Source organism: Nocardia sp. NPDC102475 (genome assembly GCF_055584605.1).
Map to the genome: position 1 here is coordinate 1 of NZ_JBVJLS010000044.1, position 23,930 is coordinate 23,930.

The window sequence follows — 23,930 nt, forward strand, 5'->3', positions numbered from 1 at the left end:
CTCAACGTCACCTGCTCGATATCCCTGATCTCGCCCTACATCACCTACCGGAAATATACAGACCAACTGGTCTCATCCAAGTTTGGCAGGTAGGGGCGAAGCTCGCCTACATTGCCGCCCGAGAGGCAGAGGTTCAGGAGAAGAACGCACAACTCGCCGTCACCTACGACGAGATCGACAACCTCCTCAACGCCACGCTGGAAGTCGATGACTGGGTCGACCTCGAGTCGCTACGCGAATCCGCCCCAGACCTCTCGTTCGATCGTCCCGAATTGCTCACACCATCTCCGGTGCCCCGCTACCACGCACTGCCGGATCGCCCGAGCTTCGTACCACCCGCGCAGCCATCAGGTTTGAGCAGTGCTCTGGGCGGAAACCGCAGGCACACCGCCCAATTCGAGGCAGCGCAACGGGCATACCTCAACGCTGTGCAGCAGTGGCTGCTGACACTTACCCGGACATGCGCTGCGAACGCGGAGCTTCGCGCCGGTTGGCGACAGCAGGAGGTCTCGCGTGCTGCGGAGCTGGGCGACGCTCGTCGCCGACTCCAGCAAGCAAACGCCGACCGCCGCAGACAGGTCGAAGAATCGAACGCACGCTTGGACCGGTTGATCACCGGTTTACGCGACCGCCGGCCCGCCGCGATGGACGAATACGTCGGCATCGTACTGGCCAACTCGATCTACCCCGAAACTTTCGAGGTGTCCTACGAGCACTGCTTCGACGCGAACGACCGCGAACTACACATCACGGTCTTGGCTCCGCATCCCGACACCTTCCCGACAACAAAAGCGTTCCGCTACAACAAAACTACCGACGAAATCACCGCAACCATGTTGGCAGCGGCCGAGGTCAAGCGCCGCTACGCATCGGCGATCGCGCAGACCGCGTTGCGGACAGCGCATGAAGTGTTCGAAGCCGATCGGGAAGAAATCATCGACAGCATCGCACTCACCGTCGCCGTCGATACCGTCGACGGCGCGACCGGCCACGACACCCGCATCGACCTCGTCCGGCTGGCCACCGACCGCGCGGATTTCCTGCCGATCGACCTCGCACGGGTAGAGCCGCCAGCCACATTGGCTCACCTCGCCGCCGCGGTGTCGAAAAACCCCTACGGGCTGGCGCCCTTGGCAAATCACGGAGTGCGCGGATGAACGACCCCCAAGCCGTGATCGTCGGACTGCGCAAGATGCTGGTCGTCAAGGAACGCGAAGCCGCCGACCTGCACGACCGCGTCCAAGCACTCACCGCACAGCTGCAGAGCCGCCCGGCCCCTGCCGCCACACCACCTCAGATCCATCCCCAGCTCATCACCGTAGATGACGCACTGGTGCTTCAGGAGGTGGGAATTTACGAATATCACCATCCGTTGGAGAACGCCGAGGACTACAAACAAACCCTCGCCGAACTGCGCGCCGACATCCGCGACGCCGTGAAGACCAGCGAGGCCATCGTGGTGGCCAACAAGTTCAGCTTCAACAACTCCCTCGCCGAAGGCCGCCGGTTGACCGCAGATCTGTCCAAGCTCATGCTGCGGGCATACAACGCCGAAGCCGAAAACTGTGTCCGAACCATACGCGCTGGCAACCTCGACACCGCCAAACGACGGCTCGACAAAGCCGCCAAAGACATCGAAAAGCTCGGCGCGGCAATGCAGATGCACGTGGCATCGGCCTATCACGCGCTGCGGATCACCGAACTCGAACTTACCGCTGACTACATGATGAAGGTGCAGCAAGAGCGAGAAGCGGCCCGTGAGGAACGCGAACGGCTGCGGGAAGAACGCAAAGTCGAACAAGAACTCGCCGCCGAACGCGAGCGACTCGAAAAAGAACAAGCACACTACCGAGCCGTGCTGCAACGACTCACCGCCACAGGACAAGACACCCGCGACATCGAAGAACAGCTCACCCGCATCACCGAGGCGATCACGCAGAACGACTACCGCGCAGCGAACATCCGCGCAGGCTACGTCTACGTCATCTCCAACATCGGCGCCTTCGGACCCAACGTTGTCAAGATCGGACTGACCCGCCGACTCGAACCACTCGACCGAGTCCGCGAACTCGGCGGAGCATCCGTCCCCTTCCCCTTCGACGTCCACGCCGTCTACTTCTCCGACGACGCAGTCACACTCGAAAACCAACTCCACAAAGAGTTCGGCGCCGCGCGACTGAACCACGCGAACACTCGCCGCGAATTCTTCTTCGCCACACCGGAAGAAGTACGCCGAGTCCTGGCGAAAAAAGTCGGCAACCTCCTCGACTACAACGACTCCCCCGAAGCCACACAATACTTCCAATCCAAGCGGTACTGGCCCCACCGTAGACAGTGAACCTTCTGTTGGACGTCGCTCCAACGTCCACACCCCGGATGTGCGCACTCCCGAGGAACTTGGCGCGGACCGCGCCTTCGTCGCGCTGACCGCTGTCCAGAAAAGCATCACAGATGACAACAGCCGCGGCCCGCCACGATTGCAGCATCAGTCGGGATGGATCCATGAATACCCACGACGCCTTCAACGCGGCCAACGCCTAGGCGGCCAATGCCGCCGATGGTCGGAACTCACCAGAGGTGACAGACAAATCCCCTGGGCCACAACGGTACGCGCCGACAAGATGCGCGAATTCGAAGCCGTCGTGCCGATTGCTTCCGAGCTTGTTTGCGCTATAGCCGTTTCGTCTGCTGATAGTCGAAAGCAACTGCGGTCCGGGCCAAAACCCGGCAGCTGGCGGGAGCCTCCATGAATGGGGATCGGGTGCGTCCGATATGTCGTGGTGGTGAGATAGCTTGTGATGCAGGCTATCTCCCGCACAGAACACCACATCGCGCTCGGATGCGTCATCAGCTACATCTCCCGCGGGCTCGGCCCTGGTGACCTCACGGAATCGGTCCTGTGATGGCTGACCGCATTATCGGTCGCACTGGCCGGGCAGAGTTTGGGTATGACTCCGAAGAGTGGTCCCAGGTCGCAGTTACGACGGCGGCGACGATGAGGAAGGTATCAAGCCCGCTGGGCATCCACTTCACCTCTCACGGATGAAAACAACGAGCATGGTCACTTGTACTCCCGGTCGATTTCGGAATCCCCCTCTGCCATAGGCACCCAGCGGCCGCCAGCCTTATTAGCATTTACCGGTGGGCCGCGGCGGCGTTCTGGGTCAGGTGTGCGAGTGAGGTGCTGCCGGGGATCGGCAGTGCGACAGGCGATTTGTTCAGCAGCCACTGGAGCGAGTGGATCGCGGCGTCGGGATTGCCCGAGTTGTTCACCAGCACCCCGGCGGCGAGTGGTGCGTAGGCAACGAACGCCGTCCGAGTCTGGGTGCAGTAGTCCAGGACGGCGTCGTCGCCTTCGTCGAGGAGGTTGAACCGGTTCTGTACAGCGGTGATCGGGGTGATCTTGCATGCTGCTCGGATTTGGGAGACGGTGACCTTGGACAGGCCGATATGGCGGATCTTGCCTTGGTTGCGCAGGTCGTGGAGGGCACCGACCTGGTCTTCGAGCGGGATTTGGGGGTCGATGCGGTGTAGGTAGTAGAGGTCGATCCGGTCGAGTTGGAGGCGTCGCAGGCTCATCTCGACGCACTGGCGCAGGTATTCGGGACGCCCGACCGGCGCCCATTGGTTCGGTCCTTGCCTGGTCATGCCGCCTTTGGTGGCGATGACCAGCTCGTCTGGGTATGGGTGCAGCGCCGTGCGGATCAGGTGTTCGGCGGTGGTCGGGCCGTAGGCGTCGGCGGTGTCGATGTGGTTGCAGCCGAGGTCTAGGGCGTGGCGCAGCAGTTGTCTGGCTTTGTTGGCGTCGGTCGGACTGCCCCAGTGACCGGGGCCGGTGAGTTGCATTGTGCCGTAGCCGATTCGGTTGACTGGCAGGTCGCCGCCAATCGAGAACGTGCCGCGGGCTGCCGCGGACGCTGTGTTGATGGACATCGCTGCTCTTCCAGGGTCGGTGGTGTGGAGACCGTTGGGTTATGCGATTACTGGGCCGCGCACGCGTTGGTGCTCGTCGTTCTCAGCGACGCCGTTTAGGTGGCCTTTGATGAACGTCATCACTTCGACCAGGGCGCGGTCGTGTCCATCGGAGGGCAGTAGGTCATGTTCGATGCCGAGTCGTTCGAGAACTTTCGCGACGTGGCGGTCAGCGAGGGCACGGAACTCTAGATCGGTGCCCCGGGGTTTGCTCATTTCCAGCGGGATCGTCGGGTTGAGTACGGTGCGCAGCACCAGGTCGTAGTGGTGGACGTGGCGGGTGACCAACTGCTCGAGTTGGTCGATGTTGTCTGGGTGTGGTTGAGCGCCGCGGTATTCCAATGCGGCTTCGTAGTATCCGAGTGCATCCGGCACCGGCCGGTCGACCAGGACCACCTCGGCCTGGGTCCAGGCGTGGGCTTCCAGCGACATTCCGCGGGTGATGATCCATAGTGTGGATGCCCAGGTGTGTTCGTGCAGGATCGGCAACCCATGCTGCGCGGCGTGGGCGCCGAGGTCGGCGACGACGGCCACCTCGATATGATCGCGATGCAGTGCTTCGGTGATCTGCTGGAGGAAGGTGGTTTTGCCGGTCGAGTGGGTCCCGGTGACCGCGATCGTCACTGGGCGCACGAATTCGGTGTTCACCACAGTCGCGCTTCTGGTTCTCTGGGCGGAATGAATTCGGCTGGCGCTGCGGCTTTTACGAGTTCGGTCCAGCTGAATCCGCTGTCGTCGACCAGCCGAACCAGTAGCTGCCAGGCTGCCCAGGTGTCCCACCCGGCGCGGTGATGGCCTTGGTCGCCGACTGCGGTGGTGTCGAGTTCGGCGTGGGTGACCAGTTTGTCCAACGAGTAGCCGCCAATGCCGGGCCATACGGTTTTGGCGAGCTTCAGGGTGTCGAGCACCATCGGTGGCGTCCAGCCCGGCAGGTGTTCGGCGATGACGCGGCGTTCCAGATTGGCGTTGTGCGCGACCAGGATCCGATCGGTCAGGGACGCCTCGATCTTTTCGGCCACCTCCGACCAACTCGGGCACTCGGCGACCTCAGCGTTGGTGATGCCGTGGACCTTGCGGGTCACGATGGGGGTGATCGGGCGGGTAGGCCGGATCAGCCACGACCGCATTTCCTCAACGACCACTGTCTCCCCCGAGACCGGCAGGACGGCGATCTCGATGATCTCCGGTGGTGTTTGCCCGTTTCCTTCAACGTCGACAACGACGAAGTCTTTGCCGCGCAGTGCATGTGGAACCATCATCGTGTCGTCTCCTGGGGATGAGTCCATCCGATGTCCGCGCGACCGTGGCGACCGATATGGTGCGGGCGGTTGATGTCGTTGACCTGATACCGGAGATTGTGCTGGAGAAAGTTGCGCCGCCCTTCGGGTAAACCGTCCACGATCACGGCCCGGTTGGTGATCTCGACCATTTCGCCGCCGAGGCGCTGAACCCAGGCAGCGGTCGACGCCTCGCTTGGGCGACGCCAATCCTCAGTACAGCGTTTGATCTGCGCGACTGGGCAGATGTCGCACAACTCTCGTACGCCGTAGTGCCCGTTGTAATCGGCGACGCCGTGGGAGAAGGTCACCGCGCAACTGGTCTTGCGGAATAACGGCGAGCCGAACCCGCCGCGGTCGGCCAGGATCCGCTGCTCCAGCCGCTCTGGGAAAATCTTGCGCGACGGGCCATCCTCGTACAGCTCGGGAAGACCGTTGTCGCGGTAGTAGTCGCGGATCTGGTCTTTGAAGAACAGGCCCGTGAACACGGTGGCGTGGGCGAAATGGCTGAGTTCACGCGCCCGATCGAGGTGGGCGTCGGAGTCGTTGAGACCGGGCACGATCGGGCGCCAGTACAGGATCACCCGATAGCGTTCGGCGTGGTCGAATGCGGTCTGAAGCGAGGTCGCCGCGATGGTGGAGTCGACCGGTTCGATGCGCTCGTCATCGATTCCGCTGTGGGTGACCAGGATGGTCAGGCGAATGTTGTGGAAGCTGTTGAGGATAGCGCAGTCCTCGGCCGCGATGCGCCACCGCGTGATCACCAAGACGTGATTGGTGATGCCCTGCTCGTCGAGCAGCCGCAACATCTCGAGGGTGTGCGGCTTCACCGCCGGCAGCATCGGGTCGGTGGCCCTGTTCAGCAGCTGGATCGGGGTCATGTGGGGCCGGAAGTGCTTGTTCCGCAACAGCATCCGCGCCGCGCTCTGCTCGTCCATCAGCCGTCGGGGCGCCTTCATTTCGAAGTTCGCGAAGGTGTGGCGTACGCAGTAGGTGCAATCCAGTGGGCAACCGATGATCCAGTTCGCCGAGAGCCCGCTCTTGCGGTAGTCGATCACCTGTTGCAATCCCGGATCGAGGGCGGCCTGCTGGGTTGGGGTCAGGATGGGCAACGGCCTTCGAGTGGTCGCGCAAACTTCTGGCGGCATCACGTGCTCCCCCTCAATGTCGGTGTGTCTTTAGGGCTTTCGACGCTAAGAACCGTCGGGCACGATCGTCTACACTCATGCTCCAACATGCTCGAATTCGAGAATTGTTACGCGATTTGAGCATTCATCGGCGATGATCGAAGGTGTTCGAGCATAAGAGCGCATATTTGAGGGGAGATCAATACATGCGATTACAGTTCCTCGGCAAAGGTGGCACCACAGGCGGCGGATGCCCGTCCCTCTACGCCACCGATCGCAGCAGCTACGTGCTGCAGGGATGGAAGACCGACTCGGAGGGAACCGTCGAGATTCCACACCTACTGCTCGGGTTCGCCCTTCCCGACACCTTCGTCGGGGCAGTGATGACCGATACCGGCCGAGGCACCTTCGTCCTCGACGGCACCCCGGTCACCGACCCGGAAGTACTTGCCGGACTCGACATCTACGACGACGAAACCTGCATCGAAGTGCCGCAGAGAGAAAGGCTGTTCTACGGTGCAGCTCGTAGCGGGTAAGGAATTCGAGGACCTATTCCGTACCTGCCGGCGTGAGGCGTTCCATCTCGAAGTCCAGGACACCTACGAGACGCCCGAAGAGTCCGAGCCGTTTCGGAGGTTCCTGGCAGGAGAGTTCGACGACTACGGCTGGTTTCAGCCCTGGCTCACCCATGTACGAGAGGTGAGCAGCCGTGGCGTGGCCATCAACCGGGCACGCGTGGTAACCGAACCTCACACCGACTACACCCGATTCGCCAAAGCGGTCGCGCGCTTCAACACCGAGGCTGGTGAAGACGTCCGCTATCTGCCCCGCCACCAAATCGACACCGAAGAGCTGACTAGCGACGACTGGTGGCTATTCGATGACACGGTGTTGGCCTACACGGTATTCGAACCCTCGGGCCGCTGGGTCGGCGCCGCCGTTACTACCGACCCACGACTGGTCAGCTACTGCCGCAGGGTAAAACAATGCGTCTGGGCATCAGCTACACCGCTCGCGGAGTACTCCAACCAGTGAGTAACCCGCTTCATCACATGCGCGAAGCTCTCGGAGGCCGCCTCCGGGAGCTTCGCCTCAATTCCGGGCTCACCGGCACCGAACTCGCACATTTAGCCGGCTGGCACCAAACGAAGGTGTCAAAAATCGAATACGGCAAAACCAAACCCACCGAAGCCGACATACGCGCATGGTGCGAACACACCGGCTACACCGACCAACTCGCCGATCTCATCGCCACAGTCCGCAACATCGAAGCGTCCTACCTGGAATGGCGCCGAGTCCTCGGCACCGGCACGAAACGACGCCAACAAGCCCAGATCAAGTTCGAATCCGACACCGCACTCATGCGCTGGTACGAACCCGTGCTGATTCCCGGGCTGTTGCAGACCGCCGACTACGCGCACGAGATCCTCCGCAGCGTCATCGAATTCCAGGGAATACCCAACGACGTGGAGCAGGGTGTCGCGACGCGTATGCAACGGCAACAGATCCTGTACCAGCGAAAACATCGCTTCCACTTCGTCATCGGTGAGCAAGCACTGCGGACGACGGTCGGAGACGACCGAATCATGGCAGGCCAAATGGACCGGCTACTCGCTATCCAGAACATGCCCCGCGTCCTGTTCGGCATCGTGCCAGCCGAAACCCGCTACCAGGCACCCATATCGAACTTCATCATCTTCGACGACCGAATGGTGATGGTCGAAAACCTCACCGCAGAACTGACCATCACCCAACCACGCGAGATCGCCACCTACGCACGGGCATTCGACATCCTCGCCCAACAATCAGTAACCGGGCGAGCCGCACGCAACCTCATAACAACCGCCCTCGAGCACCGCACCGACACCCCCTAGCCAGTCCACCAGTCAGGCCGAATGGCACTGTCAATGTCCCGTACGCGCCTACAGAGCTGCCCCGATGCGGGCGCGGCGTCAATCCCAGGACGGGCGCTGTGTCAGCAGGTCAGGAAACTCGGTTTGCAGCACGCAGAACTCGTTGCCCGAGGGATCTCGCAGAACCCAGAAATCATAACCACGCTCCTGTTGGTGATCCCACCTGGCTGCACCGAGCGCCTCGAGGCGACGCACCTCGGCTTCCACATCGTCGGTCTCAATGTCGATGTGCACCCGTTCTTTCGACACCTTCTCGTCGGCGGTCGCTTGCAGCAAGATCCGAATTTCGGAATCGGGCAGACGCAGACGCCGGTATACGCCGCGGCTGCTGGGGTTGACGGTCTCCTCGGTCGCGTCGAGGGCGCGGCCCCAGAACAACAACGCTCGATCTAGATCCAGCACGTCGATGACGATGTGGCACAGTCGACTTCGATGGCTCACGGTCCGAAGCGTAGCGCGGGCACTCCGTATACGGGCCCAGCTCGCGAAAAGGGCATCCTCACATGGCTCTGCGCTGAGTGCGCGTTCTGATCGCTGGTGCGAGGGGGCCGACCAGGCAATAATCACGTGGGTGGGAGTCCCCCCTCGTCAATTCGATCCGCGGGCGACAGCGGAGGCGTTGTTTGGTGCCGAGTTACGGATCCGTCGGGTCGCCGCCAATTTGTCGTTGCGGCAGCTGGCCCCGCTGGTATTGGCCAGTCACGATCTGCTGGCAAAGATCGAGAACGCCCACCGCCGTGCGCAGCCTGACCTTGTTGACCGTCTCGATCAGGTCCTCGGTGCGGGAGGCGAACTCCGGCGACTCGCTGAGCCGTTCCTTAAGATAGCCCATCATCGCCCCCCAGGCTTATTGCTCGAGCCGGAGAACGCCAAAGCGTCGTTACAGGACCTGATAGTCGACGTTCGTGCCGCCGACCACACGATGGCAGCGAAACAGGTCGACGACGTCATCGCCTACGCCGATGCTGCTGAAGGCATCGTCCGTCAGGTGACGGGCCGCGAGCACACACCGATGTTGCGCGCAGTCGCGGAAGCTCGGCAACTCGCGGGCTGGATGCTCTTCGATCAAGGCAACGTGACGCTTGCGAAACGGTCGTTCTCAAGCGCACGCCGATCAGCAGAACGAGTGGGTGCTTTTGACCTTGTCGCATTCATCGGCGGTCCGAACCTGAGCTTCATGAGCACTTGGTGCGGCGACCCCGAGCGGGGCGCCGAGCAAGCCTACGGGGCCTTGTCGTGGGCACGCAGGAGCGGGAATCGGCGGTTGGCGGCATTCGTGACCACGATGGCCGCGCGGGCGCATGCGCGCATGGGTGAGGCTGACTTGTGCGCACGGATGCTCACCGAGGCCGAAACCGAGTTGTCTCGCCATCGTCCCGACGAAGCTGACCCTGCATGGCTCGAAGTCTTCGACGAGGCGGCGCTGGCCGGCCATCGTGGTTCATGCCTGCTTGATCTTGGACAGCCACGTCAAGCCGTCGAGTCACTGCGGGAGCAGGACTCGTCGAGTCCTGCTGTCTTCGTGCGCAACCGCACGATTTGGCAGCTCGAGCAGGCCGAGGCGCAGCTGAGAATGGGCGAGCACGAGCAGGCGGCGGCCCTTGTGCACCAGGCATTGGACTGCGTGACCCCGAAGTCGATCACACCACGGGTGGTCCGAATGTTTCGCTCAATCAATCTGAAACTGTGTGCCCACACGGATCACACAGTTGCTGCGACAACGGATCGGCTGGCGACGTTCATCGAGGCGTGCGTGTGAGCGGGTAAGTCGCCCAACGCATCTCGATCCCATCCGCCCTCTCGCTAACAACCAGAAGTTCGCCTTCCAATCGCCCCTGGATGGCTCGAAACCGTCCAGGCCCTTCCTCCACGAAGAGGGTGTCGCTGGAGGTCGGGTCGGTCGCCAGACTCGCGTGCAGGCCGTCATGTTGCCATCGGAATACGGTTTCATCAGCCTCGGACCACCAGCTGCCGAGAATCGGGAGAACGACTTCAGGACAGGCAGGCGCTGGCCGCCATTCCTGAGCCGGCTCAGGGGGCTGGACGGCGATCGCGGCCTCAACGATCTCGGCGGCCAGATCAACGAGTTTGATTCCCCTCGTCGCGTTCGTCAACGCGGTCACGGCAACCCCCGTCGGGCGATGCACAAACAACGCTGATTGGAAGCCCGGCATCGCACCCGTATGCCCAGCCAGAATGCGCTCGCCTCTGCGCTCCAGAATCAGGCCGAGACCCCAGCCACGCGTCCATGCCGCAGTGTCGACCATGACCTGCAAGGTATGCATATTGTCGACGATCTCGAGAGGAACGATTTCGGGTTCGCCTCCGCCTAAAACGTGTGCCCAGCGAAGAAGATCGCTTGGGGTGGACCACATCTGGCCGCCGACGCCGATCGCGGCCTGGTCCATCAGCGGTTCACGGTGCACGGTATCGATGTACGGGTCGAGCCGATACCCGATCGCCGCGTTCGATGGTGGTGTCCAGCTCGTGTGAGCGAGATCGAGCGGTACGAGCAGGGTCTGCTCGATTAGTGATTCGCACGATTGACCAGTGACCTGTTCGACGATCTGACCGAGGATGGCGTAGCCCAGATTGGAGTAGTGCCATCTCTGCCCCGGTTCGGCGACCATTTCGACGCGATCGAAGGACTCGCGCAGTTCAGCCGCCGACGGGCCTTTCATGGTCTCCCACATGTCCAGTGGAGCTTCGCGCTGCAGGCCGCTGCTGTGAGACAACAGCATCCGTAGCGAGACACGCCCGAACGGTGAGGTTGGTAGGTAACGCGAGACCGTGGCATCAAGGTCCAGCTGGCCGCGATACGCCAGCAGCAACGTGACCGCCGCGGTGAATGTCTTGGTGACCGATCCGATCCGATAACTGCACTCGCCAGTCGCTGGTATGTCGTGCTCCACGTCGGCATAACCGGTGGACGCGACCGCGAAGGGCATCCCGCCGACTCCGACCGCGACGGTCAAACTCGGTACCCGAGCCGCGCTCTGCGCGTGCTCGACGCGGATAGCCAGTTCGGTCTGGAAGTCGGTATCCATGGCCCCTCTCCGTCATAACCAGCATCCCATACCGAACAAGCACGCCCTGTAGACAGAATTCTTTGTCCACAGCCAATCCCTTCCATGCGACATTTCCGCAGGCCAGGCTGAACTCAGCACCGAAAGACGCGGTTGGAACGCCATAGGCGCGACCACAAGAATCACACAGTCTCGACCCGAAGTGTCACAACCACGAGACCAGCGACAAGAGCAGTAGACGCGTCGCGGTCGGGTGCCTTGAGGAGACAGGGGAGGTAATCCATTGCGAAACACGCAAGCGCCATACAACCGATGGCCGTACCTCGTGCACGCTGACCTGCCGGGCGACAAAGCCATGTTCGCGCAACTCGACCGGGTCGAGGTATCGGTGTTGCGAAACCGAGGAATCATCGCACTGCCACCAGCGGACGATCGCTGCTCGATCCTTCGCCGCGTGATCGAAAGCCCGCCCATGTTCCGGCCGACCGGACTCGGGTTTGTCGAGGTGATTCCGGCCTGGGCGAACGGGCAACAGCGACAGCCTGTGCGGGTGTTGTCCAATGACTGACCCGAACAGCCAAACGAGCTTCAGTATCGATGATCCACTGCCACAACGTATTCCGTGCGATCTGGGCCTCGATCCATGGGAATTGCCATCGGTCGAGCTGTACCAGCGCATCGTCACCGGCCTGCAACACATGAATGCCGCCACCGATCTTCCCGGCGTCGGGGTGTCGAGTCCTCCGACGCCGGGGAACCCACCCACCAAGGGATGACATGCACCGAGACGAGTTGCGTAGCACTGAAACCCGCGATGGAAAGAAGGCCGCCCAGTGGCAACTGGCAAAGGGGTCGGTGCGGATTCGGAACTTCCAGATCAGGGATAAAGCCTTCCCCGCCTACCGGTACCCCGACCAGCCGATGCCCTCGGCGCAGCCGGGCACGGTCTACTTCGATGACACTCAACCACCCGACTTGGTCGAAGTCCGAGACTGGTTCCCCAAGCACGAGGACCTGTGGAACGCGATCCGGGAGGAGCTGTGGCCCGCGCTGCTCAACACCGCGAACCTCCCGACCGATACGAACGGGTGAGATCGGCATGTCCGCGATGCCTGCTGTCTGGCAACAGCGTGCTCACAACGAATCAATCATTCAGTTGCCCAACACTTCACGCCAAGCAATCCAATCCGCGAGTCGGCCAATCTACGACACCAACGTTCTCGCACGGACCTTGCCGTGGACCGACCACGACAACCCACACTGGCCGATGCAAAGCTACGACGCCGCTGTAATCGCCCGCGCCCTGCACCGGGATTGCCCGGCAATGACCTGCGCGACGCAGATCGCGGCCAACATCAAGATCGACCAACATAAACGCGCCCTTGATAGCGGCCGGAGACGGTGCCGCAGATGACGCAACCGAAGTCGATTCGAAATCCATTGGAGCACAGGCTCTTTCTGCGACGGGTCAACATAATCCAGGACCCGCCGTGATTCGACAACCTTCACAGCCGCGATGAGCACCCGTATCCATACGGGAGATGGCTCGGCACGACACGATCCGCTACTGATATCCCGACTTCCAAGGAAATCAATGATGGAAAGAGCATCGAACTCGACTGAGCACCAACATAACTCGTTGCACGAATACCTCGACAAGGCCGCGGATCTGGGATGGACATTGGTGGACGCCACCAATGCCAGCGCCACCCACACCATCCCCGGCCGACCCAACACCGTTCCGCGCGCCGCGGTCACGGTCCTGATCCTCGGCTCGCTCGCCGCCTACACCATGCTCGCGATCGCGCGCCGCCCGGTCACCGTCCACGTCGCCGTCGACGAGGCGGGAAAAAGAACCATTCGTTATCACAGCGGCCTGAGCTGGCCGTGGCGGTAGCCCGATGCACCACGACTCGACCAGCGACGTGATACCAAAACAGTGCGCACACACTATATTCGACACGAAAATCGGTGCGCCACAATGACAACCGAACCCCTCTCGATCCATCTGACCCACGCTGAGCTGCACTCCGACCCCTGGGAGCGTTGGCTCCGAACACGCCAGTGGCATCTCGAAACCTTCTTCTCCCAGGACGTCCCCGAGATGCCACCGCACATATACAGCCTCGACGGCCTTCGGCGAGCAGAACAACTCCTGCTCAGACGGCTGCCCACCATCGACAGCATTCCGCTTGGCGATTGGGTCATCGACCGCGCCGGAATCTATCTCGGGACAGTCCTCGAGCGGAACTTCCCCGTTCGCTGGACCAATAGAACACCACCGAAGCGCGATCACTGGGCGATCGGCACCTACCGCGTGACTCCCCAGCTGGTCTTCGAATACAATCAACAGGTCATCGACCTCAACTACCAGGTGGCATTCGCGCTGGCACAGCGCTCAGGTACGCACTGGCAGAAAATCTACGAGCACGCAACAGCGAACCTGGCGTCGCCTGCTCCTGGGCAGGGCAACCCCGTACCGACACCATATGTTTGGCGAACCGCGTCGTGATATGGCGCTATATCGTCGAATTGCGTTGGGTGCGTGGCTATTCGGGACACCACATCCGCCGGCCGAGGTTGGCGGCAACGCGTCCGAGTTGGACGTCGGCGAAGTGCAATCCGAAACCGAGGGTGTCGGGGGCGCTGAGCGCATCGAGCAAGCGACGGCTGGTCGCCACTGATTCAGTGGGGTCGTCATCGACGGCAGCGACCAGCTCGGGATGGCTGATCTGAAGTGGGGTTTGCATGGCGTCGCCGAACACGATCAGCCGGTGACCGGGTGAGGTGATGTCGTAGGCGAGGTGGCCGAGGCTGTGTCCGGGCGTAGCGAGGGCGTGCACGCCCGGGAAGATCTCCTCAGAATCAGCGATGGTATGCACTTGGGCCGCGAATACGTCGAGCATCTCCGGACTGATGCCGTCGGCACTGGCCAGGTCGCGCCGATCCCATTCGGTGTCCCCGATCAGGACAGGAATGTCGGCGAACGGGCTGACGGTCGTTGCGGACATGTTCTGCCACAGCCAGCCGATGTGATCCAGGTGCAGGTGGGTGATCCCGATCAACTCGACATCGGCCAGCGTCTTGCCTGCGGCCACGAGGCTGTCGAGCAGTTGCCCGCCACGCATCCGCCCGAACGGAGTTGGTATCGCCAGGGGTCCAAAGCCGGCGTCGATGAGCATGGCCCGGCTTCCGTGTTCGATTAGCAGCGCGCCGATGCTGGCGACCAGGAATCCGTCGGGGTTGATCAGATGGGCGTGCTCGGCCAGGAGCCTGTCGTCGGATCCCGGCAGCCACGCGCGGGGGTCGAGCAGCGCTACCCCGTCGGGTAGATAGGTGATGCGGTGATCGCCGAGCTGTCGGCGATGGATTGTCGCGGCGCGGGTGAAGTTGTCCAGGCTTACTGTCATGGTGGGTGCTCCTGTCTTATGGGTGTGGAACGGGCGCGGGAGTTGATGCGCGGCGCCACGGAGAACGCGAGGTTTGGGACGGCGTTGGTCGCGACGGCCCGGTGGCCGTGTCATGGCGTGAGCGGGGCGATTGTCATCGCCGCTGAGCGCTCGGCCGCCACGACAGCGGCGGTGCCGATGTTCGATGGATACATGTCGCCTCGGACTGAAAGTTGTTGGTGGCAAGGGCTATCGACGGCTATGGGTCGGGTCCGGCGTCCCGGTATACGTCGACGGCGGCGGAATCACCGCCGTGGAGGTCAGCTGAGGTGCCCCACTCGTGCGCGGTGCTGGGTAGCGCGACCGTGATTGCTGTCTCGATATCGGTTCCGGTGTCGGAGTCGGAGTCGTTGATGGCTGCCACGTTGAGGCTGCGGCGAGCGCGTTCGATCATCGCCTGGGGCGTCGGGGGTTGCTCTGCGTCGGCTGCCGCGGTGTTGGTGCCGCGATCTGCGCTGCGCAGACTCTTCAGTGAGCGCCGCGCATCGGCGGCGATGGTGGGGGTGGTGTAAGTGCGCCAGAGAGCATGCAGGTCGTCGAGGCTGTAGTGCTGGTAGGTCTCGACGCGTCGATCAACGTCACTGGCGGCCGCGTTGAATACGCGACCGCGCACATTGCGGCTCATGCCGATCGAGGTGGCGGTCGCGGCGGCACGTGTCCACAGGGCCGCCATGTTGCGTCGAAGCTGTTCGGCGGCAGCAGGTTCCGGTTCGGCGGTGTTGCCATTGGCCGCGAGTCGAAGCTCACGAACGACAGTGATAGCGGCCATATCGGCGAGCTGTCGGGTGTCCTGGACAACCCGTGTGGTGTTTCGGCGCCGGATCGGCGGGAGCGTTGGGGGCAGCAGTAGTTCTTCGGTCCAGGGACGGCCCGATCGCCCGACGGCCCGAGCTTGGTCGACCCAGCTCGCGGGCATTCCGTCTGCGCGGGCATGGATCTCGGTCAGCTCGCGCTCGCGGTCGACCTGAATGATGTGTTCGAACAACTGGGTGACCCGCACCGAGCCCGGCGTGGTCTCGGGTACGGCCTGATGCAGCCGCGCACCGAGCGCGGCCAGCTGGTGGATGTGGCCTAGGAGCGCGGCCTGTTCGGGTGGGATATCGCGGACCCGCAGCGGCGAGTTCGGGCCCGTCACAGTCCGGCCTCCCGCCATACCGGTGCCGCGGCAGGTACGTCATTCGGTGTGGGGTCGCCGCACCAGGCTTCGATGCCCGCTGGGTCACTGAATGTCGGTGCGTCCATGCTTGTTTCGGCATCACCGCCGTAGGTGAGGTTCGCGGCACCGATCGCGGCCTCGACGTCTGCGCCAGGTGCGGCCGCCGACAGGAACAGCGGTGTCGGCGGTGTTAGTGCGGCACCGATCGCAGGCTTCAGCGCTTCGTGGGACGGCAGTGCTACTGCTTTGTCTATCGCGATCCCAGCGGCGGACAGCACGCGAGCCTGCAGATTCAAGGCACTGGCGTCGGTGTGTGCGGCGTCTCGCCAGCGTTGCGCGAGACCCTCGACCGGAATGCCGTCGAGCATCGCCACCCCGGTGGTCACCCAATCCAATTCGGCGCCCCACAACTGCTGGGCCTGTTCAGCATTGACCCCGAGCAGGTTCGCCACGCCCGTGGTTCTGGCGCGTAATGTTTGTAGATTGTGATTGAACCCAGCGGTGGTCGATACGTCCTCGGCTCTTGCTGCGATCGGTCCGCAGGCCGCGGCCAGGGCGGTCCATTCGCACAGGCGCTGCACGTGCGTATCGAGGCCGCCCAGGATCTCGTCCCATTTCAACGGTTCGGGCGTGCGTAGGTACAGGTCGGGGTTCCAGGGCACTGTTCGGTCGCCCCGCTCGCGGACGTGATCGATCCACGCCCGCGGCACCCCACCGGCGAGTGCGGCATTGGTCAATGCTTCACGCCGGATCGCGCGATGGTGGAAGACCTCGTACCAGGACGGCGGCGGGCGTTGTCCACTGTGCTGCTGGTGAAGTGTTGCCTCGGCGAGCATGCTGGCGAGAGTCACCGACTGGTTCTGCAGGGACTTCAGCACCTGCACCTGCGCGCGCGTCGGCGTGATCATGATCCAAGCCCTCCTGTCGCACCATTTGGTACGAAGGCTCGGAAGTCAGGCCCGAAACCGAGGTGCTCGATCGCGGTCTTCGCACCGATAGCGCCGAACCACGCGGTGGGGATCGGTTCGGCTGGCAATCCGGGGATGTCGAGGTGCTGGTCGGGGGTGCAGCGGTGTAGAGGGCCGTTGGCGGCGTCGAGGATGTAGCGCATGTGGGGGTCGATGTGGCGTACGAACAGCCCGCTCATCGCGGACTTGTCCTCAGCGAGGCGCGCTGCTTCGAAGACCGCGTGTATCCCGGCGAATCGGACCACGACGGCTTGGTGGCGCCACCACTGTCGGCACCAGCTGTACTGGCCTTCCCGGCTGGAGCCCGTGATGCGCACGGCGGTGACCGGCAGCAGCCATTTCTGCACGAACTGGCTGTAGTGGGCGAACCGTGGCGACGGCTTGGTCGTCTCCTGCTTCTGGTTCTCGGGCGCGGTATTGGGCGGGCGGTTCGCGGAGGTGAACCATCCCGCTGGGACGGGGTCGAACGGCAGGGACGGCGTGGCGAGGTGTGTGGTGCGCGTGCACCGGTGCAGGGGCCCGTTGGCCGCGTCGAGGATGACCTTGAAGTGGGCGTCGAGGTGTAAGAGCAGGAACGTGCTCAGGCTGTTGCCGGTCCGTGCACGACGTTGGGCCTCGAATGCCGCGTGCAGGTGGGCGATTCGCACGGCGACGCCGCGGTGTGCCCACCACTTGCAACACCAGGTGTAAGTGTTCTCTCGAGACGCTTCGGACAACCGGATATTGATCGTGGGCAGCAGCCACTTTTCGGTGAACTCGCTGAAATGCTGGTACATCGGCGGCTTCTTGCCCGCCGCCGCAGTGGGCGCGTTCATGACCGCTCACCCCCGTTCGCTGTTCCCTCATCGACAGCCTCGGCAGGCACGGTGTTCAAGTGGGCGACCGTCTCGAAACGCTCCAACGATTTCTGGATCAAGGGGGCGTATTCGGTGTCGGACCACCAGATCTTGCGCACAACCACTGGTCCGTGGTTCGGGAGTCGAACCAGCGCACGGTCTTTGGGCAGCGCGGCCAACAGGGCGACGTCGAGGATGGGTTCGGGGCGCCAAGTCAGGGTGCGGTTGACTCCCCCGGCACCGTGGCTGCGCGAACGATCGGCTACATCGTGAGGGCCGGTCATCGCCGACCAGTGCTCGAGGTAGTCAACCGCGGCGATCCCGCCGCCGTACACCTCGATGGATTGCGCGCGCATCGTCTTGAGACCGTTTGCGCCCCACAGGTCTTCACCTTGTTCGAGGACCTGCAGGATCGTCATCAGGATGATCCCGCAGCCACCGGCATAGGTGTAATAGGAAGGCAACTCCGAGATGCGGGCGCAATTGGCTGCTTCATCGAGCACCCCTAACAGCGGCACTGCCAGGCGCCCGTCCGGGCGGGCCCGCGCTACCTCGAGCCCAGCCTCGAGTATCTGACCGACCAACGCCGATGTCAGCGGTGTGGCTCCGTCAGGACCGGCCATCGACAGCGCATACAACGTGTCGGTCGAATTGACGTACTCGGCGGGTTTGAACTCCGGCAGACTATGCGTCGGGTCTTGTTCGGTCTTATCGACCACGACACGGGTCTTGTTGCTCTTCTTGTCGGCTTCCTCCTGTACCGCCAGCAGGTGGCGTCGCGGTGGGGTGACCACGCGGGCATAACCCTCATCGGAGAGCACGTTGAGATACCGACGCGCCATGTCGAATAACCCATCTCGCTGGCGGGCGTAGAGGGCTTGGGATTCGACGATTCGCTCGGCGGGTCGATGGTGGCCGTAGTGCCGCAGGATCAACGCCGGGGTCTGATCCTGGTCTCTGCCAAGCCATTCGGCCACGTGCAGCAAATCCCCGCCGACGCACGCCGCCGCATACGCATACAAACTCAGTAACTCTTGAGCGCCTCCGTCGAAATAGGAGTCGACCTTGGCGTTGGCTGCCTGCGACACCGACCCGGAGGCTGCGGAAACGAAGAACCCGGCCAGCTTTCGGGCTGCGGGCAGGCTCGTGACCTGGGTGAGCAGATTGACCCAGAACCCGCACTCGATCGTGCCGGTAACCCCTTGCAGATCGCACAACCAGATCCGGCCGCGCTGTTCGCGCCCGTAGACGGTGTGCCGGTACAAGTCCGGCTTGTTCGAGGTCGCTAGGCACGGCCCCCACGCCGCCATCACCGCCGGAATCGCCCAAGCCATCGTCTTGCCGGTGCGAGTGCCCGCCGCGATCGTCACCCCGAGCTCGGCGGGCACGAACAACTCCACACCACCGATCACCGTTTTCCCAAGTGGTGGGCCCTTGCTGGCCTGAATCTCAGTGCCCGCATCGCGCAACAGTCGCTGGTTGGCGACCGCGTTATCGCGGGCACGGGCCAACCGAATCGCGGCGGGGCGCTGCATCGTGCGCGCGGCCGCGTCGATCTCACTGCCCGCCGACAGCGCCCGCCAACCGGCGACGACCAGCGCGGCTCCGCCGGCGGTGAATGCGACGGCCAGCACGCTGGCCTGCCATGGCCAGCGGTGCTGGCCGGCGACGACTTCGAGCAACGCGGTCACCGGATGACCGGTAACCGGCAGTCCGGCCCACCAGCTTCCCAGGCTCAACGCTGCCCACAACGCCAAGGCGAAGGCCACCAACGCCAGAAAGACGAGCAGCAGCGTAGTTTCCTCACCCAGGCCGCGTTTGGTGCGGCGACGGGTCTCTCGTGTCGAGATCATGATCAAGACCTCCAGACGGATAGGTGTAAAGAGTTGGGGTGCAACTGGTTTCACAGCGCAACGTCGGCATCAAGGCTGCGGGTGTGGTGTGTGATCGCGGAGTTGTCCTCGACGCCGTCAGCGCTGCTCCACTCCGCGAACTCCGCGCCGGGCCGGGCCGCGGCAGTGGCGTCGTCGATGGCCGCGCCGCCACCTCGATCTGCGCGCGGGAGCCCGTCGCCGAGGTAGTCCTCGATCCCCTCGGCGACGGTCTCGGAGGCGGTGAGATCGCGATCGGGCTGCGCGTAGTGGCCGATGCCTGGGTCGCTGGTTTGTTGGTGCTGGTAGGTGCCATCGCGTCCGGCCAGGTAGGCGGCCTTGATATCGACTGACGGCACACCGGCGTCGGCGGCCTCGACCCGGGCGGTGCGCGCTGCAGTGAGCAGGGATTCCAGGCGCGCGATGTGGGCTTTGTCCTGCTCTGGTGAGCCATCCCAATGCTCGGACAGCCAGGTGTGTTCGGCGGTGAGATCCTGCAGTTGGCGCAAGGCGGCGCGCTGGCGGGCGGTGCGTTCGTCAGCGCCGGTGTCGAGGTCGCCGAGTTCTTCTTCGGCCGCAAGCAGGTGATCGGTTTCGGCGATGATCGCGTCGATCTCGGCCAGATCGGTCAGTTCGGGGCCGCGGCCTCCGAGAGCTCGGTCCAGCAGGCTGGTGCGCTCGGCGTCTTGTCCTGCCGCGCGATCTTGTCCTGCCGAGGGCTGCGGTGGGCGCCAGCGGGTGCCGTCTTGCTCCGAGCCGGTGACGATGGTTTCGATGTGGCCGGTGATTTCGGCGGCTTGGCGCAGGTTGCGCCACGTCATCGCGTCGAGACCGATGTCTCCTGCGGCTTTGGCTTGGGCGATGCTGCTGTAGGCGGCGCGGGTGGTTTCCGGGCGCAGTTCCCACCCGGAGACGGCGGCTTGTAGTTGTTCCCACAGTCTGCGGTGCTCGATGGATTCGTGGCGCCCCCACCGAGCGGCCAACGCATCGGCTTGGATGGTGAATTCCTGCTCCTGCTCCGGTGTTTCGGCGAACGGTGTGAACAGCCGCAGGTTGTAGTAGTGCGTGAAATCCGCCCGGATCTGGGCCTCGGTGGGATCGGCGGCGTCGTGGTAATAGGCCGGATCGGTGGCTGCGTGCCTCGGTTCGGGCCAGCTCATCGCTGCGCCCAGCGATCGCTGCCCGTACACACCTGTGGAAGGTGCGGGGAAACGGACTCGGATGTGGTGGACATCGTCGACCTCCAATAAGGAAGGCGTTGCCGCGAACCGTCATCGGCGGTGCCGCGGTGTTCGAATGTCCCCTGGCAGTGCGGTTTCGGCGTCTCGGTCAGTACCCGTGACCGGTCCGTCGACGAGAAGCGTGTGCTACGAGTGGATCTGGTGGATCAGTAGTCGCTCAGGTGTTGCGTGATGTTGGGCTAGTACGGGTCGGTGTCCAGCTCGATCGGCTGGTTCGGGTGGTTGGCGTCGGTGGCGTAGTCGTGCGCGATGTCCCAGTCCTCGGCGCCCTCGGGCATAGCGGCGTCGATGGCCTCGGATATGGCGGTGGAATCGGCGGTGCGCTCGAATTCGCTGACGGCGCCGCTGATGGCCGCGTCGACGAATTCCGCGCGCAGCGACGTGGCAGCGCTGGCGATCATCTGCTGCGGGGTCGGCGGAGTTGCCTCGGCGCCAGCGACGGGGATGCCGGTATCGGGGTCGGTAGGAATGTAGGGCGGGATCGCGAGGTCGTCGCGGGGGCTCGCGTAGGAGTTCCATTCGTTGACCAGGGTCAGTTCGTCGTAGGTTTCGAGTTGGACCGCATGGTGTCGCCGGTCACCGTCGGCACCGGGACCCCAGAGCAGGTCAGCTTCGGTCGCGGTGATCTGTGCGGCGTGGGCCAGCGCGGTGACCCGCTGGTGGTACAGCTGCATATTCTGGCTGAATTGGGCTGCGGCAATCGGATTGGTGCCGAAGCTCCACCGTCCGGTTTCGATGCGGTCCGCCCGGGCGGCGGACAGGCCGGCCATCCGTTCCAGATGCCACAGGTCCAGTGCGAGCATGTCGACGTAGAAGTCCTGAGCGGCGTTGTCGCGTGCCGGGTTCTGCCGGACCCCGGCATCGACGCGCGGGCGCGAACTTCGGGTGCCGAGTTCACGCGCGTCCTCGATCCAGGCCGGTTCGATCCCCGCGGTGAGCGCTGTTTGTTCGGCCTGTTCTCGCTGAGCTTCGAGCCCGTCCAGGTGGGTTTGCCACACCGTACGTGGATCGTCCTCGGCGGTTACGGTTTCGAAGTTTTCCCACCCGGCATCCAGGATGCGGGTGTGTTCGGCTGCCAGCAGCCGGATCCGCAGCAGCAGTTGCGCCTGCCATTGGACCACCGACTGCGGCGGCGAGGACTCGGGTTCGGGAGTTGTCATCGCTGTGCTCGCCTTACCGCTCGAACCCGACCGACGCGCCAGGTTCGGGTGGGCGGGTCTCGGGTTCCGAGACCGGTTCGCTGTCCCAGCCCACCGCCCGATCAACCGCCAACGCGGCGTCGACAGCTTTGTCGATGCGCGCCTCGGCGCTCACCTCGCCCGGTGTGGTGGTACCGGTGAGCGCTTGGGTGGCGCGTTCGACGAGCTGGTGGGGGGCCGGAGGTAACGCCATTCCCGGCTCCTGTGTCCTGCCGGCGGCGAGGTTGTCGATGCTGCGGCGCGCTTCGTGTTCGATGCCGCGCCAGGTGTAAGCGCGCCATCGTTCGTGTAGAGCGGCGTCGCTATAGCGGTGCACTGTCGCTGCCGCCAGGTGTGTCCACCCGGCGTCGTCGCGATCCCATATCTCGGCGCGTTCGTCGCCGGTCAGGCCGATGACGTAGCCGGTGTCGTTCGCGCGGGTCCACAGTGCCACCATGTTCCGGTCGAACTGAGCTTGCGCGGCCGGGGCGGGCGGGAAGCGTCCGTCGAGGCTGCGCAGGCGGTGGGCGACGCTGATCGCGGCCATGTGCTCGAGCTGCCACACATCGGCTGCGATGCCTTCGATCATGTGTGCGCGCACGGGGTCCTCACCGTGGCGCGTGGTGGGTGGGGAATGCACGCTGTCGCCCCATCTCAGTCCCCGCGTTCCCATCTCGCGTGCTTGCGCGATCGCCGCGTCCGGGACGCCGATGGCGCTGGCGTGGATCTCGATCTCGTGGCGATCGGCGGCGAGGGCGCGGAGGTGGGTGCGCCAGGTCTGCATCGGGACTTCGCCGCTGCCGTAGTGGGCCTCGTAGGTGGGGTGGCCCTGTAGCAGGACCCGCACATGGTCGGCGGAGGCGTTCTGGATGCGTTCGAGCAGCCGCAGCTTCCAGCTGGGCAGTCCCTCGATCCCGGGTATCGGTTCACTCATGGCTCGGTGCCTCTTCCTGAAAGAGATTGGTTTCCAGTTGTTTTCAAGTTGCTGAATGACGACAGGTTTGTCGGGTCATGGCTCGTGCCCGTGGTTGACCTCGGTCGGGGCCGAGGTGGTCGCGGAGTCGACAGTGTCGGAGGGCGCAAGCGACAGTGGCGAGTCGTCGGTCACGCGGGTGGCCTCGATCGCGGCGTTGATTCCGGCGGCCTCGAGTCCGCGGTCGGGCTCGGTGACCGTCAGTGGTGTGGGACGTCGGTCGAGGGTGATGAGGGCGGTGGCGGCGAGTTCGACCATGCGGTCCGGGGAGATCGGCATATGGGCGGCGATGTCGTCGTGGGTGATCCCGGCGGATTGCAACACGATCACCGGCATCGTGATCGCGGTGAAATCCGTGCCCGCCACCTGGTTCCATTGCGCCGCCACCTGCCGGTCGCTGGATGCGGCGAACTGCTCGGCGACTGCGGTCGACCAGTGCTGGTCGCCGCGCTGCCACACCTGGTGGCGTTCTTCCTCGCTCAATGACAGTGCGTGGGAGACCGCGCCGAGGCGCTGCCAGGTCATGCCCATGACTCGTCGAAACTGCGCTACCGCGGCACCATTCAGCTCACTGCGGCGGGTGTGGGCGGCGGCGACACCGGCCATATCCTGCAAGCCGCGTACGTCCCTGCCCAATGCCTCTGTCAGTGCGCGTCGCTCGACATGTCCGGACCCGAGCAGCACCTGACCCGGCTGCCACTGGCCGCCACGCTCGCCCGCGGCGCGGGCGTAGTCGATCCATGCCTTCGGCACACCGACCGCCAACGCCACACCCTCGATCTGTTCGCGCGACCGCTCGCCGATACGCAAGTGCTGCAATACCTCTGGCGATGGACTGCGGTTTCCGGCGATACGGGTGCGTTCGAGGCGCTGGCGGTTGTCGTAGGCCAGGTTCTGCACGGCTTTGAGCAGATGCGCCTGCAGTGTGGTCGGTGTGTCCATC

Annotated in this window: 26 protein-coding genes; 11 read left to right on the plus strand and 15 right to left on the minus strand. The window is 63.8% G+C overall.

Features of this window, described 5'->3' with window-relative positions; translation table 11 throughout:
- On the plus strand, positions 1–1,157 hold a 1,157-nt coding region (locus ACZ60G_RS42550), incomplete at its 5' end, for a hypothetical protein (protein WP_465817880.1).
- Positions 1,154–2,338 (plus strand): SNIPE associated domain-containing protein, encoded by a 1,185-nt coding sequence (locus ACZ60G_RS42555; protein WP_465817882.1) that lies wholly within the window; start codon positions 1,154–1,156, stop codon positions 2,336–2,338. The genes ACZ60G_RS42550 and ACZ60G_RS42555, both read left to right, overlap by 4 nt.
- A 797-nt stretch (positions 2,339–3,135) precedes the next feature.
- Here the strand turns inward: ACZ60G_RS42555 and ACZ60G_RS42560 are convergent.
- The 4 genes from ACZ60G_RS42560 to ACZ60G_RS42575 are packed head-to-tail and all read right to left on the minus strand — an operon-like array spanning position 3,136 to position 6,397.
- Positions 3,136–3,933 carry an aldo/keto reductase gene (locus ACZ60G_RS42560; RefSeq protein WP_465817884.1) on the minus strand — a complete coding sequence of 266 codons (798 nt, stop codon included), beginning with the start codon at positions 3,931–3,933 and terminating at the stop codon, positions 3,136–3,138.
- Positions 3,934–3,972: 39 nt separating this feature from the next.
- On the minus strand, positions 3,973–4,623 hold the full coding sequence (locus tag ACZ60G_RS42565; RefSeq protein ID WP_465817886.1) for an AAA family ATPase: 651 nt from the start codon (positions 4,621–4,623) through the stop codon (positions 3,973–3,975).
- On the minus strand, positions 4,617–5,231 hold the full coding sequence (locus ACZ60G_RS42570) for a 3'-5' exonuclease (RefSeq protein ID WP_465817887.1): 615 nt from the start codon (positions 5,229–5,231) through the stop codon (positions 4,617–4,619). Before ACZ60G_RS42570 ends, ACZ60G_RS42565 begins: the two co-directional genes overlap by 7 nt.
- Complete coding sequence (locus ACZ60G_RS42575) at positions 5,228–6,397, minus strand: radical SAM protein (protein ID WP_465817889.1); 1,170 nt, start codon at positions 6,395–6,397, stop codon at positions 5,228–5,230. Before ACZ60G_RS42575 ends, ACZ60G_RS42570 begins: the two co-directional genes overlap by 4 nt.
- A 185-nt stretch (positions 6,398–6,582) precedes the next feature.
- Here ACZ60G_RS42575 and ACZ60G_RS42580 point away from each other — a divergent pair, with 185 nt between their 5' ends.
- Genes ACZ60G_RS42580 through ACZ60G_RS42590 form a run of 3 tightly spaced genes read left to right on the plus strand, consistent with a single transcriptional unit; the run spans position 6,583 to position 8,250 of the window.
- Complete coding sequence (locus ACZ60G_RS42580) at positions 6,583–6,912, plus strand: hypothetical protein (RefSeq protein ID WP_465817891.1); 330 nt, start codon at positions 6,583–6,585, stop codon at positions 6,910–6,912.
- Positions 6,893–7,411, plus strand: a complete 519-nt coding sequence (locus ACZ60G_RS42585) for a DUF6879 family protein (protein WP_465817892.1) — start codon at positions 6,893–6,895, stop codon at positions 7,409–7,411. Before ACZ60G_RS42580 ends, ACZ60G_RS42585 begins: the two co-directional genes overlap by 20 nt.
- Positions 7,412–7,428: 17 nt before the next feature.
- Positions 7,429–8,250 carry a helix-turn-helix domain-containing protein gene (locus ACZ60G_RS42590; protein WP_465817894.1) on the plus strand — a complete coding sequence of 274 codons (822 nt, stop codon included), beginning with the start codon at positions 7,429–7,431 and terminating at the stop codon, positions 8,248–8,250.
- A 78-nt stretch (positions 8,251–8,328) separates the two neighbouring features.
- On the opposite strand, the gene ACZ60G_RS42595 is transcribed toward ACZ60G_RS42590, so the two are convergent.
- Entirely contained in the window at positions 8,329–8,730 is a 402-nt protein-coding gene (locus tag ACZ60G_RS42595; RefSeq protein ID WP_465817896.1) for a VOC family protein, read from the minus strand.
- A gap of 130 nt (positions 8,731–8,860) precedes the next feature.
- Between ACZ60G_RS42595 and ACZ60G_RS42600 the strand changes: the two genes are divergently transcribed.
- Positions 8,861–10,048 (plus strand): helix-turn-helix domain-containing protein, encoded by a 1,188-nt coding sequence (locus ACZ60G_RS42600; protein ID WP_465817897.1) that lies wholly within the window; start codon positions 8,861–8,863, stop codon positions 10,046–10,048.
- On the opposite strand, the gene ACZ60G_RS42605 is transcribed toward ACZ60G_RS42600, so the two are convergent.
- Complete coding sequence (locus ACZ60G_RS42605; RefSeq protein WP_465817899.1) at positions 10,029–11,336, minus strand: serine hydrolase domain-containing protein; 1,308 nt, start codon at positions 11,334–11,336, stop codon at positions 10,029–10,031. The genes ACZ60G_RS42600 and ACZ60G_RS42605 overlap by 20 nt on opposite strands.
- Positions 11,337–11,640: 304 nt before the next feature.
- Here ACZ60G_RS42605 and ACZ60G_RS42610 point away from each other — a divergent pair, with 304 nt between their 5' ends.
- From ACZ60G_RS42610 to ACZ60G_RS42630, 5 genes are all read left to right on the plus strand, one after another.
- Positions 11,641–11,883 carry a hypothetical protein gene (locus tag ACZ60G_RS42610; protein ID WP_465817900.1) on the plus strand — a complete coding sequence of 81 codons (243 nt, stop codon included), beginning with the start codon at positions 11,641–11,643 and terminating at the stop codon, positions 11,881–11,883.
- A complete protein-coding gene (locus ACZ60G_RS42615; protein ID WP_465817902.1) occupies positions 11,876–12,091 on the plus strand; it encodes a hypothetical protein in 216 nt (71 codons plus the stop codon). Before ACZ60G_RS42610 ends, ACZ60G_RS42615 begins: the two co-directional genes overlap by 8 nt.
- A 16-nt stretch (positions 12,092–12,107) precedes the next feature.
- A complete protein-coding gene (locus ACZ60G_RS42620; RefSeq protein ID WP_465817903.1) occupies positions 12,108–12,407 on the plus strand; it encodes a hypothetical protein in 300 nt (99 codons plus the stop codon).
- Positions 12,408–12,954: 547 nt separating this feature from the next.
- The gene (locus tag ACZ60G_RS42625) at positions 12,955–13,212 is read left to right on the plus strand and encodes a hypothetical protein (protein ID WP_465817905.1); all 258 of its coding nucleotides are present in this window, start codon (positions 12,955–12,957) and stop codon (positions 13,210–13,212) included.
- Between the two features lie 84 nt (positions 13,213–13,296).
- Positions 13,297–13,827: a hypothetical protein gene (locus tag ACZ60G_RS42630; RefSeq protein WP_465817907.1), complete on the plus strand. Its 531-nt coding sequence runs from the start codon at positions 13,297–13,299 to the stop codon at positions 13,825–13,827.
- A 37-nt stretch (positions 13,828–13,864) separates the two neighbouring features.
- On the opposite strand, the gene ACZ60G_RS42635 is transcribed toward ACZ60G_RS42630, so the two are convergent.
- From ACZ60G_RS42635 to ACZ60G_RS42675, 9 genes are all read right to left on the minus strand, one after another.
- The gene (locus ACZ60G_RS42635) at positions 13,865–14,725 is read right to left on the minus strand and encodes an MBL fold metallo-hydrolase (protein ID WP_465817909.1); all 861 of its coding nucleotides are present in this window, start codon (positions 14,723–14,725) and stop codon (positions 13,865–13,867) included.
- Positions 14,726–14,963: 238 nt separating this feature from the next.
- A complete protein-coding gene (locus ACZ60G_RS42640; RefSeq protein ID WP_465817911.1) occupies positions 14,964–15,899 on the minus strand; it encodes a hypothetical protein in 936 nt (311 codons plus the stop codon).
- Positions 15,896–16,828, minus strand: coding sequence for a hypothetical protein (locus ACZ60G_RS42645; RefSeq protein WP_465817913.1), 933 nt, complete (start codon positions 16,826–16,828; stop codon positions 15,896–15,898). The genes ACZ60G_RS42640 and ACZ60G_RS42645 overlap by 4 nt, the downstream gene beginning before the upstream one ends.
- Positions 16,825–17,703, minus strand: a complete 879-nt coding sequence (locus ACZ60G_RS42650) for a DUF4913 domain-containing protein (protein WP_465817915.1) — start codon at positions 17,701–17,703, stop codon at positions 16,825–16,827. Before ACZ60G_RS42650 ends, ACZ60G_RS42645 begins: the two co-directional genes overlap by 4 nt.
- Positions 17,700–19,577, minus strand: a complete 1,878-nt coding sequence (locus ACZ60G_RS42655; protein ID WP_465817916.1) for a type IV secretory system conjugative DNA transfer family protein — start codon at positions 19,575–19,577, stop codon at positions 17,700–17,702. The genes ACZ60G_RS42650 and ACZ60G_RS42655 overlap by 4 nt, the downstream gene beginning before the upstream one ends.
- 50 nt (positions 19,578–19,627) lie before the next feature.
- Positions 19,628–20,755 (minus strand): hypothetical protein, encoded by a 1,128-nt coding sequence (locus ACZ60G_RS42660; RefSeq protein ID WP_465817918.1) that lies wholly within the window; start codon positions 20,753–20,755, stop codon positions 19,628–19,630.
- Between the two features lie 260 nt (positions 20,756–21,015).
- Positions 21,016–21,996, minus strand: coding sequence for a hypothetical protein (locus ACZ60G_RS42665; protein WP_465817920.1), 981 nt, complete (start codon positions 21,994–21,996; stop codon positions 21,016–21,018).
- A 13-nt stretch (positions 21,997–22,009) separates the two neighbouring features.
- Complete coding sequence (locus tag ACZ60G_RS42670) at positions 22,010–22,948, minus strand: hypothetical protein (RefSeq protein ID WP_465817922.1); 939 nt, start codon at positions 22,946–22,948, stop codon at positions 22,010–22,012.
- Positions 22,949–23,023: 75 nt separating this feature from the next.
- Positions 23,024–23,929 carry a hypothetical protein gene (locus ACZ60G_RS42675; RefSeq protein ID WP_465817924.1) on the minus strand — a complete coding sequence of 302 codons (906 nt, stop codon included), beginning with the start codon at positions 23,927–23,929 and terminating at the stop codon, positions 23,024–23,026.
- Position 23,930 lies beyond the last annotated feature (1 nt).

Bases quoted from the DNA above. Each gene is read 5' to 3' on its own strand.
- ACZ60G_RS42555 (WP_465817882.1), top strand. From the start codon at position 1,154: ATGAACGACCCCCAAGCCGTGATCGTCGGACTGCGCAAGATGCTGGTC.
- ACZ60G_RS42560 (WP_465817884.1), bottom strand. From the start codon at position 3,933: ATGTCCATCAACACAGCGTCCGCGGCAGCCCGCGGCACGTTCTCGATT.
- ACZ60G_RS42570 (WP_465817887.1), bottom strand. From the start codon at position 5,231: ATGATGGTTCCACATGCACTGCGCGGCAAAGACTTCGTCGTTGTCGAC.
- ACZ60G_RS42575 (WP_465817889.1), bottom strand. From the start codon at position 6,397: ATGCCGCCAGAAGTTTGCGCGACCACTCGAAGGCCGTTGCCCATCCTG.
- ACZ60G_RS42580 (WP_465817891.1), top strand. From the start codon at position 6,583: ATGCGATTACAGTTCCTCGGCAAAGGTGGCACCACAGGCGGCGGATGC.
- ACZ60G_RS42590 (WP_465817894.1), top strand. From the start codon at position 7,429: ATGCGCGAAGCTCTCGGAGGCCGCCTCCGGGAGCTTCGCCTCAATTCC.
- ACZ60G_RS42605 (WP_465817899.1), bottom strand. From the start codon at position 11,336: ATGGATACCGACTTCCAGACCGAACTGGCTATCCGCGTCGAGCACGCG.
- ACZ60G_RS42615 (WP_465817902.1), top strand. From the start codon at position 11,876: ATGACTGACCCGAACAGCCAAACGAGCTTCAGTATCGATGATCCACTG.
- ACZ60G_RS42630 (WP_465817907.1), top strand. From the start codon at position 13,297: ATGACAACCGAACCCCTCTCGATCCATCTGACCCACGCTGAGCTGCAC.
- ACZ60G_RS42635 (WP_465817909.1), bottom strand. From the start codon at position 14,725: ATGACAGTAAGCCTGGACAACTTCACCCGCGCCGCGACAATCCATCGC.
- ACZ60G_RS42645 (WP_465817913.1), bottom strand. From the start codon at position 16,828: ATGATCACGCCGACGCGCGCGCAGGTGCAGGTGCTGAAGTCCCTGCAG.
- ACZ60G_RS42650 (WP_465817915.1), bottom strand. From the start codon at position 17,703: ATGAACGCGCCCACTGCGGCGGCGGGCAAGAAGCCGCCGATGTACCAG.
- ACZ60G_RS42655 (WP_465817916.1), bottom strand. From the start codon at position 19,577: ATGATCTCGACACGAGAGACCCGTCGCCGCACCAAACGCGGCCTGGGT.
- ACZ60G_RS42660 (WP_465817918.1), bottom strand. From the start codon at position 20,755: ATGAGCTGGCCCGAACCGAGGCACGCAGCCACCGATCCGGCCTATTAC.
- ACZ60G_RS42665 (WP_465817920.1), bottom strand. From the start codon at position 21,996: ATGACAACTCCCGAACCCGAGTCCTCGCCGCCGCAGTCGGTGGTCCAA.
- ACZ60G_RS42670 (WP_465817922.1), bottom strand. From the start codon at position 22,948: ATGAGTGAACCGATACCCGGGATCGAGGGACTGCCCAGCTGGAAGCTG.
- ACZ60G_RS42675 (WP_465817924.1), bottom strand. From the start codon at position 23,929: ATGGACACACCGACCACACTGCAGGCGCATCTGCTCAAAGCCGTGCAG.